This is a genomic window from Streptomyces sp. QH1-20 (assembly GCF_041283565.1).
Taxonomy (GTDB): Bacteria; Actinomycetota; Actinomycetes; order Streptomycetales; family Streptomycetaceae; genus Streptomyces; species Streptomyces syringius.
Genome location: NZ_CP166299.1, coordinates 1,655,825 through 1,668,200 on the forward strand (window position 1 = coordinate 1,655,825; position 12,376 = coordinate 1,668,200).

Annotated in this window: 10 protein-coding genes; 2 read left to right on the forward strand and 8 right to left on the reverse strand. The window is 71.7% G+C overall.

Annotation, left to right across the window (positions count from 1 at the left end):
* Positions 1–135: 135 nt before the first annotated feature.
* From AB8O64_RS07320 to AB8O64_RS07345, 6 genes are all read right to left on the reverse strand, one after another.
* A complete protein-coding gene (locus tag AB8O64_RS07320; RefSeq protein ID WP_370418466.1) occupies positions 136–981 on the reverse strand; it encodes a shikimate dehydrogenase in 846 nt (281 codons plus the stop codon).
* On the reverse strand, positions 978–2,720 hold the full coding sequence (mltG, locus tag AB8O64_RS07325) for an endolytic transglycosylase MltG (RefSeq protein ID WP_370418467.1): 1,743 nt from the start codon (positions 2,718–2,720) through the stop codon (positions 978–980). Before mltG ends, AB8O64_RS07320 begins: the two co-directional genes overlap by 4 nt.
* 126 nt (positions 2,721–2,846) lie before the next feature.
* Entirely contained in the window at positions 2,847–3,311 is a 465-nt protein-coding gene (gene ruvX, locus AB8O64_RS07330) for a Holliday junction resolvase RuvX (protein ID WP_130876870.1), read from the reverse strand.
* A gap of 2 nt (positions 3,312–3,313) precedes the next feature.
* Positions 3,314–5,983, reverse strand: a complete 2,670-nt coding sequence (alaS, locus tag AB8O64_RS07335) for an alanine--tRNA ligase (protein WP_370418468.1) — start codon at positions 5,981–5,983, stop codon at positions 3,314–3,316.
* Positions 5,983–6,309, reverse strand: a complete 327-nt coding sequence (locus AB8O64_RS07340; RefSeq protein WP_130876872.1) for a DUF6167 family protein — start codon at positions 6,307–6,309, stop codon at positions 5,983–5,985. The genes alaS and AB8O64_RS07340 overlap by 1 nt, the downstream gene beginning before the upstream one ends.
* Positions 6,310–6,317: 8 nt before the next feature.
* Positions 6,318–6,758, reverse strand: a complete 441-nt coding sequence (locus AB8O64_RS07345; protein WP_370418469.1) for a DUF948 domain-containing protein — start codon at positions 6,756–6,758, stop codon at positions 6,318–6,320.
* 203 nt (positions 6,759–6,961) lie between these two features.
* On the opposite strand from AB8O64_RS07345, the gene AB8O64_RS07350 reads away from it, so the two are divergent.
* The gene (locus AB8O64_RS07350; protein WP_370418470.1) at positions 6,962–9,235 is read left to right on the forward strand and encodes a regulator; all 2,274 of its coding nucleotides are present in this window, start codon (positions 6,962–6,964) and stop codon (positions 9,233–9,235) included.
* 25 nt (positions 9,236–9,260) lie between these two features.
* Here the strand turns inward: AB8O64_RS07350 and rpsD are convergent, their stop codons facing one another.
* Entirely contained in the window at positions 9,261–9,875 is a 615-nt protein-coding gene (gene rpsD, locus AB8O64_RS07355) for a 30S ribosomal protein S4 (protein WP_356452063.1), read from the reverse strand.
* A 185-nt stretch (positions 9,876–10,060) separates the two neighbouring features.
* On the opposite strand from rpsD, the gene AB8O64_RS07360 reads away from it, so the two are divergent.
* Positions 10,061–10,807, forward strand: a complete 747-nt coding sequence (locus AB8O64_RS07360) for a DUF2470 domain-containing protein (protein WP_370418471.1) — start codon at positions 10,061–10,063, stop codon at positions 10,805–10,807.
* A 46-nt stretch (positions 10,808–10,853) separates the two neighbouring features.
* Here the strand turns inward: AB8O64_RS07360 and AB8O64_RS07365 are convergent, their stop codons facing one another.
* Positions 10,854–12,224, reverse strand: coding sequence for a replication-associated recombination protein A (locus tag AB8O64_RS07365; RefSeq protein WP_370418472.1), 1,371 nt, complete (start codon positions 12,222–12,224; stop codon positions 10,854–10,856).
* Positions 12,225–12,376 lie beyond the last annotated feature (152 nt).

The following is a 12,376-nucleotide window of genomic DNA, read 5'->3' on the forward strand; positions in this document are numbered from 1 at the left end:
CGCGTGCGCGGCCCGGGCCCGCCACCTCAGATCCTCCCACGACCCGGAGCCCCCTCCGGCAGCCGGTCCGGGTTGTGGACCTCTCGCGTCGGCTCCGGGAACGGGCCGGGGCCGGTCGTGGGGTCAGGCCGTGGGTCAGGCCGTACGGGCCGCGAGGGCCGCCTCGCCCGCCGCGCGCATCGCGGCCAGCGGGGCGGTCGGGCACCCGGTCATCTGCTCGACCTGCAGCACCGCCTGGTGCACCAGCAGGTCCAGGCCGCCGAGGATCGCGCCGCCGCGGTCCGCCCAGGCGGCCGCCAGCGGGGTCGGCCACGGCTCGTACAGCACGTCGAAGAGCGTGCCGGGGTGCTCCGGGACCTCGGCCGCGAGGCCGTCCGTGGCACCGGCCGGGGTGGTCGCGACGACCAGCGGCGCATCGAGGCCCTCGGCGGCGCGGCTCCAGTCGGCGGTGCGGACGTCGACGCCGAGTCGCTCGCCCCAGTGCCGCATCTCGGCGGCGCGCTCGGCGCTGCGGACGTACGCGGTGACCTCGCCGGTGCAGATCCTGGCGAGGGCGGCGAGGGTGGAGGAGGCCGTGGCCCCGGCGCCGAGCACGGTGGCGGAGGCCACCTTCTCGACGCCGCGCTCGCGCAGCGCCGCCGCGATGCCGGGGATGTCGGTGTTGTCGCCGAGGCGACGGCCGTCGTCGGTGAGGACGACGGTGTTGACGGCCTCGACGGACTCGGCCGTGGCGCTGATCCCGTCCAGCAGCGGGATGACCGCCCGCTTGAGCGGCATGGTCAGGGACAGCCCCGCCCAGGTGCCGTCGAGTCCGTCCAGGAAACCGGGCAGCGCGGCCTCGTCGACCTCGAAGCGGTCGTAGGTCCACTCCCCCAGGCCCAGGTCCGCGTACGCGGCCCGGTGCAGGACCGGGGAGAGCGAGTGGGCGATCGGCGAACCGAGCACCGCCGCCCGGCGGCGGTGCTCCCTCGGGTCACTCATCCCTGCTTCTTCGCCTTCTGGCTTTCGTTGAACTCGTCCACGAGCTTCTGGTGCTCCTTGAGGTTCTTGGTGAACCGCGTCTTCCCGTCGATGGAGACGAAGTAGTACCAGTCACCGACCTCGGGATCCATCGCGGCCTTGAGCGCCTCGGCTCCGGGGTTGCCGATGGGGCCGGGTGTCAGACCCCGGTAGAAGTACGTGTTGTACGGGTCGTCGAAGGACCGGAGCTGCTTGGGGCTGAGGTCCAGCTTGCTCTGGTTCTTCAGGTAGTTGTACGTCGAGTCGAACTCCAGCTTGCCGTTCGTCTCGATGTTGGTCGGCTTGAGGCGGTTGTATATGACGCGCGCCATCTTGCGGAAGTCGTCGTGCGTCATGCCTTCCGCGTTGACCATGCTCGCCACGGTGATGAGCTGGAGCGGGGACTTCAGGCCCAGTTCCTTGGCCTTGCCCTCCAGGTCTTCCTTGGCGTAGTTCTCCTTGGCCCGCGCGACCATCTGCTTGAGGATGGCTTCCGGCTTGGTGCCCTTGGCCGCGCTGTACTGCGACGGGTAGAGGAAGCCCTCGAGCGGATCCTTGATCTTGGGGTCGCTGTTGGCCCACTCGGGCAGCCCGAGGTTCTTCGCCTGGCTGGTGGCGACGTCCTTGGTCGTGCCCTGCTTCAGACCGAGCTTCTGGTCGATCGCGGCGTAGATCTGGACGGCCCGGCGTCCCTCACCGATGGTGAGGAAGTTCCCGGTGTGGGTCATCATCGCGACGGCCGCCGAACCCGACATCTCCTTGCGGAGGGTGTAGGTGCCCGGCTGGATGGCCACGCCCTTGCCGGCGGCCGCGGTGAAGGCGCCGACGCTCTTGACCACGCCCGCCTTCTGAAGCACCTGGCCCATCCCGGTCAGGGTGGAACCCTTGGGGATCTCGACCTGGACCTCGCCGCTGCCCTCGCCGGAGTAGTCGGGCGCGGCACCGAAGTGGGTCTGCCAGTAGTCGTAGGCGAGGTAGCCGCCACCGCCCACGACGCCGACGAGCACGACGGCGACGAGCAGGCAGGCCGTGCCGCTGCGGCGCTTGTTCTTGCCCTTGGCGTTGCCGCCCTTGGCCTTGCCCTTGCCGCGACGGTCGCGACGGCTCTCCTCGCGGGAGTCGTCCGTGCCGTCGGGATCGTCGGGGTCGTCGGCGCCGGTGAAGAAGGGGTGCTTCTCCTCTTCCGGCTCGGGCTCCACCTCGCGCTCGGGCTCCGGGTGCCACTGCTCGTGCTGCCCGGTGTCGTGCGTCTGCTGCGGCACGCCGGCACGCGGCTGCTCGTGCTGACCGGTCTGGTGCGGCTGCTGATGCTGCCCCGTGTGATGGGGCTGCTGATGCTGGCCGGTGTGGTGCTCCGGCTGCGGGTACTGACCGGTGTGGTGCGGCTGCTGGTGCTGGCCCGTCTGGTGCGGCTGCTGGTGCTGACCGGTGTGGTGCTCCTGCTGCTGCGGGTAGCCGTCAGGACCGTAGTAGTCCTGACGGCCGTACTGCTCCCCCGGGTTCGCGCCGTACTGACCCCCCGCGTTCTGCGAGGGGTCCCAGCCGTACTGCTGCTCCGCGTACTGCTGCTGCTCGGGGTACTGCTGACCGTACGGAGGCTGCGACTGCTGCTGCGGCTGTTGCTGCTGCGGATACTGCTGCCCGTTGTATCCCTGGTCCCCGTACAGAGGGTCCTCGGGATGCCACGGTTGGGAGCCGGAGCCCCGGCCATACTCAGTCATCGATCCCCTAGAGCCGCACAGCGGCAGCCGGTGAGCGCTCCGTGGAGTGCACGTTCGATGCGTCCGGTCCTGTACGGAAGACGTTCGAACGGCTGCCATGTCGCGCGGAACGTTACCGTATCGCGATCAGATGACCACTTCTACGGATTCACCCGGAGGACGGCCGGAGATCTTCTCGATCTCCAGGGCGTTCTGCAAAATGATCACAGCCGCCGCCTGGTCGACGACGGAGCGGCCCTTCTTGGAGCTGACCCCGGAGGCCCGCAGACCCTGCGTGGCCGTGACCGTCGTCATCCGCTCGTCGACCAGTCGGACCGGCACGGGAGCGATCCGCCGGGCCATCTCCTTGGCGAAGGTCCGCACCTTGGCCGCCGCCGGGCCTTCCCGCCCGCTCAGCGAGCGGGGCAGGCCGACCACGACCTCGACGGGCTCGTACTCCTCGACAATCGCCGCCAGCCGCTTGTGAGCTGACGGGATGTCACGTCCGGGGACGGTCTCGACCGGGGTGGCGAGGACCCCGTCGGGGTCGCACGAGGCGACCCCGATCCGGGCGTCCCCGACATCGACGGCGATCCGCCTGCCGCGTCGCACGATCAGGCCGCCTCGGCCACGAGGCGCTCGACGGCGGCCATGGCCTCGTCGAGAGCGTCGGCGTTCTGGCCGCCGCCCTGGGCGACGTCCGGCTTGCCGCCGCCTCCGCCACCGAGCGTCTTGGCGGCCGTACGCACCAGGTCACCGGCCTTGAGCCCACGCTCGCGCGCGGCCTCATTCGTGGCGATCACGGTCAGCGGGCGACCGTTCACCACGGTGAACAGGGCGACCACGGCGGCGCGGCCGCCCTGGATCCGGCCCCGGACGTCGAGGACGAGCTTGCGCAGGTCGTCGGCGCCCGTGCCGTCCGGCACCCGGCCGACGGCCAGCGCCACGCCCCGGACGTCCTTGGCACCCTCGGCGAGACCGGCGGCGGCCTGGAGCACCTTCTCGGCGCGGAACCGCTCGATCTCCTTCTCGGCGTCCTTCAGCTTGGCGAGCATCCCGGAGATCTTCTCCGGCAGCTCCTCCGGACGGCCCTTGACCAGGTCCGTCAGCTGGGAGACGACCGTGTGCTCACGGGCGAGGAAGTTGTAGGCGTCCACGCCGACGAGGGCCTCGACACGGCGCACACCGGAGCCGATGGAGGACTCGCCGAGCAGCTTCACCAGACCGAGCTGGGCGGTGTTGTGCACGTGCGTGCCGCCGCACAGCTCCTTGGAGAAGTCGCCGATGGTCACGACGCGCACCCGGTCGCCGTACTTCTCGCCGAACTCGGCGATGGCGCCCTGCTTCTTGGCCTCCTCCATGCTCATGACCTCGGCGTGCACGTCGAGCTCACGGGAGAGGACCTCGTTGATCCGCTGCTCGACGTCCGTGAGGACGGTGCCCGGCACGGCGGCCGGGGAGCCGAAGTCGAAGCGGAAGCGGCCGGGCGAGTTCTCCGAACCGGCCTGGGCGGCCGTCGGGCCGAGGGCGTCGCGCAGCGCCTGGTGGGTGAGGTGGGTGGCGCTGTGGGCGCGGGCGATGGCCCGGCGGCGGCGCACATCGATCTGGGCGTACACGGACGCGCCGACGGTGACCTCGCCGACCTGGACGACGCCCTTGTGGACGCTGACGCCGGGCACCGGCTGCTGGACGTCGCGGATCTCCACGACGGCACCGGTGTCGAGCCGGATCCGGCCCTGGTCGGCGAGCTGGCCGCCGCCCTCGGCGTAGAAGGGGGTGCGGTCGAGGACGACCTCGACCTCGTCGCCCTCCTGGGCGGCGGGCGACGGCACGCCGTCGACCAGCAGACCGACGACGGTGGACTCACCCTCGGTGTCGGTGTAGCCGGTGAAGACGGTGGAGCCGGCGGTGTCGGCGACCGCGCGGTAGGCGGAGACGTCGGCGTGGCCGGTCTTCTTGGCCTTGGCGTCGGCCTTGGCCCGCTCCCGCTGCTCCTTCATCAGGCGGCGGAAGCCGTCCTCGTCCACGGACAGCCCCTGCTCGGCGGCCATCTCCAGGGTGAGGTCGATGGGGAAGCCCCAGGTGTCGTGCAGCAGGAACGCCTTGTCGCCGGCGAGGACCGTGCCGCCGGCGGCCTTGGTCTCGGTGACGGCGGAGTCGAGGATGTTAGTGCCGCCCTTGAGGGCCTTGAGGAACGCGGCCTCCTCGGCGAGGGCGACGGTCTCGATGCGCTTGCGGTCGGTGAGCAGCTCCGGGTACTGCTCGCCCATCGTCTTGAGCACGACGTCGACCAGCTCGGCGACGACCGGACCGGTGGCGCCGAGCAGGCGCATGTTGCGCACGGCGCGGCGCATGATGCGGCGCAGGACGTAGCCACGGCCCTCGTTGCCGGGGGTGACGCCGTCGCCGATGAGCATGACGGAGGTGCGCATGTGGTCGGCGACCACGCGCAGCGACACATCGGTGCTGTGGGCGGCGCCGTAGCGGACACCGGTCAGCTCGGTGGCCTTGTCCATGACGACGCGCAGGGTGTCGGTCTCGTACATGTTCTGCACGCCCTGCAGGATCATCGCCAGGCGCTCGAGGCCGAGACCGGTGTCGATGTTCTTGCTGGGCAGCTCGCCGAGGATCGGGAAGTCCTCCTTGCCCTCGCCGGCGCCGCGCTCGTACTGCATGAAGACCAGGTTCCAGATCTCCACGTACCGCTCGTCGTTGACGGCCGGGCCGCCCTCGACGCCGAACTCGGGGCCGCGGTCGTAGTTGATCTCGGAGCACGGGCCGCACGGTCCGGGGACGCCCATGGACCAGTAGTTGGGGCCCATGCCCAGGCGCTGGATGCGCTCGGCGGGCACGCCGATCACGTCACGCCAGATGCGCTCGGCCTCGTCGTCCTGCTCGTAGACAGTGATCCAGAGCTTCTCGGGCTCCAGGCCGTAGCCACCGTCCGCCACGGAGCTGGTGAGCAGCTCCCAGGCGTACTTGATGGCGCCTTCCTTGAAGTAGTCCCCGAAGGAGAAGTTGCCGCACATCTGGAAGAACGTGCCGTGCCGGGTGGTCTTGCCGACCTCTTCGATGTCCGGGGTGCGGACGCACTTCTGCACGCTGGTGGCGCGCGGGAAGGGCGGCTTGACCTCACCGAGGAAGTAGGGCTTGAAGGGCACCATGCCCGCGGGGACCAGCAGCAGGGTCGGGTCGTCCGCGATGAGCGACGCCGACGGCACGACGGTGTGCCCGCGCTCCTCGAAGAAGCGCAGCCAGCGGCGGCGGATTTCAGCCGACTCCATCAGTGGTCCTCTTTCCGGGTGATCGAGTTGTAGGGGTGGCGCTGGTCGAGGGCGACCAGCCGGCGCTGCTCGGGCAGCTCCCGGCGCTCGGGCTCCGCCACCGGGCCGAGGCCCAGCGCGTCCTTGAGCGCCGCCTCGCGATCGGCCATGCCGTCGCGGACGTCCAGTGCGAAGAGCTTGACGCGGCGGCCGGCGATGACCGCGCGGTCCGCGGCCTGCAGGGCCAGGCTCTCCGGGGTGAGCTTGCTCAACTTGCGGTTGACCTTGGTGGTGGCCCAGACACCGGCTGCTACACCAGTCGTGAACCAGAACGTGCGGCGAAACATTTCCGGGGTCAACCCTTCCCACGGGTACGGCGGCTGCCGCGCCTTGCGGACGGCAGATCCGATGCGGTCCTGCCGACGAAAACGGTGGCCTTCGGCGCGGGCTCCGCCTTGCGGCCGATCGCGCGGCGCACGCCGTAGCCGAAGGCGGCGACCTTGACCAGCGGTCCGCCGAAGGCGGAGGAGACGGTCGAGGAGAGCGCCGAGGCGTTCGCCGTGACCTCCTGGACGTCCGCGGCGATCGAGTCGACACGGGCGAGCTGGGTGTTCGCGGAGCGCACGGTCGCGGAGGCGTCGGCCAGGAGCGGCACGGCCTGCTCACTGACCTCGGCCACCAGCTTCGTGGTCGCCTTCAGCGTCTGCGCGAGCCGGACCAGCACCAGGGCGATGAAGGACACGAGGATCGCCCAGAAGACGGCCACGAGGATCCCGGCCACCTCTCCACCGGACACGTTGCACCGCTCCTTAGCTGGTCGTCGAGCTGGTTCGGCGATCTGTCCGTCGCCGGCCGGCTTCGGTCGTCGCCGATCGTCAAACGTCGGGTACCGACCTTATCGCGCCGGGCGTCGGGGCCCGTACCGCATTACGGCCGTGATCGGGCGGTTCACCAGGCAGAGTTTACGGTCCGCACACCCGTCAGTACGCTCTGTGTGCCATGGCACCGCTCTCCGGCTCCCCGTTCCCCGGCCCGTCGCCCGAGGACGGCGCCGCTTCGGCCCGGCCGCCGGGCAATCTGCCCGACGGGCCGAGCCGCTTCATCGGCCGTGACCGCGAACTCGACGCCCTGACCGCGCACTTGGGGCGCTCCCGGCTGGTGACGGTCACCGGGGTGGGCGGGGTAGGCAAGACCCGGCTGGCGATCCGGGCCGCACAGGGGGTGCAGGATCGCTTCTGCGACGGGGTGTGGCTGGCCGGGCTCTCGACGCTGACCGATCCGGCGCTGCTGGATCACGCGGTCGTCGCGGCCCTCGGGCTCACCGATCACACGGACCGTCCACCGCGCGCGTGTCTGCTGGAGCAGCTCGCGGACCGCCGGCTGCTGCTCGTGCTGGACGGCGTCGAGCACCTGGCCCGGGAATGCGCCCTGCTCGCGCACGCGCTGCTGCGGACGGCACCGGGGCTGAGCATGCTGGTGGCGGGGCGGCGGCCGCTGGGCGTCGCGGGCGAGCAGGTCTTCCCGCTGGCGCCGATGGACGGGGCCGATGCCGTCGCGCTGTTCCAGGACCGGGCCAGGGCGGTCCGGCCCGGCTTTCCCGCCGGGGCGGGCGAGCTGGTCGCGGCGGCCGAGCTGTGCCGGCGTCTCGACGGCATCCCGCTGGCCCTGGAGCTGGCGGCCGGGCGGCTGGGCGCCCTCTCCGCGGATCAGGTGCTGGACCGGCTGGACGACCGGTTCCGGCTGCTGACCGGAGGGCCGCGCGGGGCGCTGCCCCGCCATCGCGCGCTGCGGACGGCGATCGGCTGGAGCCACGAGCTGTGCACGCCCGCCGAGCGGCTGCTGTGGGCACGCCTGACGGTCTTCGCGGGGCTGTTCGACCTGGAGGCGGCGGAGTACGTCTGCTCGGGCCCCGAGCTGCCCGCCGAGGATCTGCTCGACGTGCTGGCCTCTCTGGTGGCCCAGTCCGTGGTGGTCCGCGAGGACGGTCCGCTGGGGCCGCGCTACCGGCTGCTGGATTCCGTGCGGGCCTACGGCGCGGACTGGCTGCGGGCGCTGGGGGACGACGAGCGGATGCGCCGACGGCACCGCGACTGGTACATGGGCCTGGCCACGTGGTGCGAGCTCGACTGGTTCGGGCAGCGTCAGGGCGAGGTGGCGGCCAGGGTCGAGGCCGAGCTGCCGAATCTGCGGACCGCCCTGGAGCACAGTCTGGAGGACGGCGACGAGGCGCATCTCGGTCAGTGCCTGGCGGGGACCCTGTGGTTCTGCTGGGTGGGGTGCGGGCGGCTGGCCGAGGGCCGGTACTGGCTGGAGCGGGCGCTGCGCGCGCCCGCCGGCTATCCGGAGACGCGGGCGAAGGCCCTGTGGGTGCTGGGCCATGTCGCGGTGCTCCAGGGCGACCGGGCGCGGGCGGTCGGCGTGCTCGGCGAGTGCCGGGAGCTGGCGGAGCGCACGGGTGACGAGCGGGCGGCGGCCTACGCCGAGCACCGCATGGGCTGTCTCGCGCTGGTCTCGGACGACATGCCGCGCGCCGAGGAGGTGCTGCGGGCGGCGCTGGCGCGCTTCTCCGAGATCGGCGAGCTGAACAGCAATGTGCTGATGGGCCGGGTGGAGCTGGCGATGGCCGTCGCCTTCCAGGGGGACCTCGCGGGTGCGGTGGCTTTGTGCGAGGAGGTGCGGGAGGTCTGCGAGGACCACGGCGAGCGCTGGACGCTGGCCTATGCGCTCTACGTACTGGGCTTCGCGGCCTTCAGCTGCGGGGACCGGGGCCGGGCCCGGGCGCTGCTGGAGGAGTGTCTGGCCATCGATCACGCCTTCCACGACCTGGTGGGCGCGGTCCTGGCGCTCGAACTGCTGGCCCTGGTGGCGCTGGAAGAGGGCGTCGAGAACGCCGCGCGGGCCGATGACGCGGACGGGAGGACCATCACGGAGGAGGAGCAGGCGGCGAAGGCCGCGGTGGAGGCGGCGGTGCTCCAGGGGGCCGCGGGGCGGCTGTGGCGCTCGGTGGGGCTGCCGTTGTTCGGCTCGCGGTTCTTCAACGCGCCGCACGCGCGGTGCGAGCGGCGGGCCCGGGAGCGGCTGGGCGCCGAGCGGTATGCGGAGTGCCTGCGCGAGGGCGCGCGGCTCGATCTGGACGCGGCGGTGGCGCGGGCGCTGCGGGGTGCGCACGGCGGGCGGGCGGCCGGGGTGCCGGGCCCACGGCGGCAGTCGGCCCCGGAAACGCATCAGCCCGCCTCGTCCCCGGCCGCGGGGGCCGGGGAGGAAGCGGGCTGAGCGAAAGGAGAGTGAGACGTCCGGGTCAGCGGGCGTAGTACTCGACGACGAGCTGCTCGTCGCAGATCACCGGGATCTCCTTGCGGTTCGGCTCACGGTCCAGGCGGAAGGCCAGCGCCGACAGGTTGACCTGCAGGTAGCGCGGGGTCTCACCGTCGGTGTCGTAGCCACCGGCCATGGCGACCTGGAAGGGGTGCTTGGCACGGCTGCGCTCGCGGACCATCACGACGTCGTCGGGACGGACGCGGAAGGACGGCTTGTCGACCTTGCCACCGTTGACCTCGATGTGGCCGTGGACGACCATCTGGCGGGCCTGGTAGATGGTGCGGGCGATGCCCGAACGCAGGACCAGCGCGTCGAGGCGGCGCTCGAGCTCGATGACCAGGGCCTCGCCCGTCTTGCCTTCGGCCTTCTTGGCGCGGTCGTAGGCGCGGGCCATCTGGCGCTCGCTGATGTCGTACTGGGCGCGCAGACGCTGCTTCTCGAGCAGACGGACCTTGTAGTCCGAGTTCTGCTTGCGGCCACGGCCGTGCTCGCCCGGCGGGTAGGGGCGGGCCTCGAAGTACTTGACGGCCTTCGGCGTCAGCGCGATGCCGAGCGCACGAGACTTCTTGACCTTGGGACGCGACTGGTTAGGCACGTTCTCCAGACCTCCGTTGTAGGTTAGGTTAGGCTCACCTTACTTAAGGAGATCGCATGTCTCGCCCGGGGAAAACCACGCACACGGACAGCACAGACAGCGTCGACGCCGCGCAGGGCATCGATACGACGGAGGTCCGATCAGATCATGGTCAGCCGCGTCCCAGCGGGCTTGAAATCGCACGGATGCCGTCAGCAGCCGAGCGCACACGAACTCTCGTACAGAGTACATGCTCCGCAGTAGTGCTGATTCCCGGCCTGGAGGGGGCCCGCGCGGACCAGCTGATGCCCGAGGCGCGCAGCGTCGGCCCGGACGGTGAGCTGTTCCTGGTCTTCCCCGCCGACTCACCGGCCGTCCGCGCCGCCACCCACGCGCAGGACGACGAGCTGGCCGCCGTGCTGGAGCTCACCGACGTCGCGCCGGTCTCCGTGCCCAACCGTATCCGGGGCCGGGCGTGGATCTCCGGCTGGCTCACCTCCTGCCCCGGGGTGACCGAGCCCGGCCGGATGCTGCTGCGGCTGGAGGTCGGCGAGGTGTGCGTCGACGACCTGTGGGGCGCCTCGGGCGTCGAGCCGGAGGACTTCGCCCGCTCCTCGGCCGATCCGCTCGTGGACCACGAGGTGGAACTCCTGCAGCATCTGCACTCCGCCCACGGCGACCAGGTGCGGGGGCTGTGGGGTCTGCTCGGCGAACGCGACGGGTGCGCCGGGGCCGAGGGCACCGGCGGCCGCGCCGCACGGGAGACCGGTGCCGACGCCGTGCCGGTGGCCCTGGACCGCTTCGGGCTACGGGTGCGCTTCACCCGGGCGCAGGGCGGCGGCAGCGCGGCGGACCGGTCCTTCGACGCCCGCTTCGAATTCCCCGAGCCGGTCCGCGACATCGCCGAACTGCGCCGGGCGATGCACACCCTCTTCGAGGCCGCGGCGGAGTGAACGCCGGGGATCACCCGGACGGGGGAACCCCGCCCCGGCCGCCCGGCTACTGCTCCGCGGCCGGCGGCTGCTCACCGCGCAGCCGGGACCGTACCCGCTCCACCACATCCGCGTAGCGGGCCTCGGCGCCGTAGCGCGTCGGCTCGTAGTACCGCTTGCCGTGGATCGCGTCCGGTGCGTACTGCTGGGCGGCGATACCGCCGGGCAGGTCGTGGGGGTAGAGATAGCCCTGCGCGTGGCCGAGCTTCTCGGCGCCCTTGTAGTGCCCGTCCCGCAGATGCGGGGGCACGGGCCCGGCGAGCCCCGCCCGCACGTCCGCGAGCGCAGCGTCGATCGCGAGATACGCCGCGTTGGACTTCGGAGCCAGGGCGAGCGCCACGGCCACCTGCCCCAGCACGATGCGCGCCTCGGGGAAGCCGATCAGCGCGACGGCCTGGGCGCCCGCGACCGCCGTCTGCAGGGCCGTGGGGTCGGCCAGGCCGATGTCCTCACTCGCCGAGATCATCAGCCGCCGGGCGATGAACCTCGGGTCCTCCCCTGCCTCGATCATGCGGGCGAGGTAGTGCAGCGTGGCGTCCACGTCCGAGCCGCGGATGGACTTGATGAGCGCGCTGGCCACGTCGTAGTGCTGGTCGCCGGCGCGGTCGTACTTCACCGCCGCCCGGTCGACGGCGTCCTCCAGCGTCTCCAGGGTGATCTCGCTCTCGCCCTTGGCGATGGCCGACCCGGCCCCGGCCTCCAGGGCCGTCAGAGCACGCCGGGCGTCGCCCCCGGCGATCCGCAGCAGATGCCCCTCGGCGTCCTCGGGCAGGGTCACCGCGCCGCCGAGCCCGCGCTCGTCGGTGAGCGCGCGGTGCAGCAGATCGCGCAGGTCGTCGTCGGTGAGCGCCTGGAGCGTCAGCAGCAGGGAACGCGAGAGCAGCGGCGAGATGATCGAGAAGTAGGGGTTCTCCGTGGTGGCCGCGATGAGGGTGACCCAGCGGTTCTCGACGGCGGGCAGCAGGGAGTCCTGCTGCGCCTTGCTGAAGCGGTGGATCTCGTCGAGGAAGAGGACGGTGTCCTTGCCGTAGCCGCCCGAGGCGCGGCGGGCGCCGTCGATGACGGCCCGCACCTCCTTCACCCCGGCGGTGATCGCCGACAGCTCGACGAAGCGCTTGTTGGTCGCCTGGCTGACGACATAGGCCAGCGTCGTCTTGCCGATGCCGGGCGGGCCCCAGAGGATCACCGAGGACGGCCCGGCGGGGCCGCCGCTCCCCTCCCCCACCAGTCGGCGCAGCGGTGAGCCCTGCTTGAGGAGATGGCCCTGGCCGACGACTTCGTCGAGGGTGCGGGGGCGCATGCGGACGGCCAGCGGGCTGCTCGCCGGGTCTTTCTCCTGGCGGTCCTCTGCGGCTGCGGTGAACAGGTCGGGTTCCACGCTCGAAACCCTATGGCACACCACTGACAGTGCCGGTGCCACCGCTGCGCGGCGGTGTCCTCAAGCGCCGGACGGGCTGGTGGTGGCTGAGCTCAGCCACCACCAGCCCGTCCGGCGCTTGAGGACGCGCCCGCAGGGCGCTCGCCGCCGCA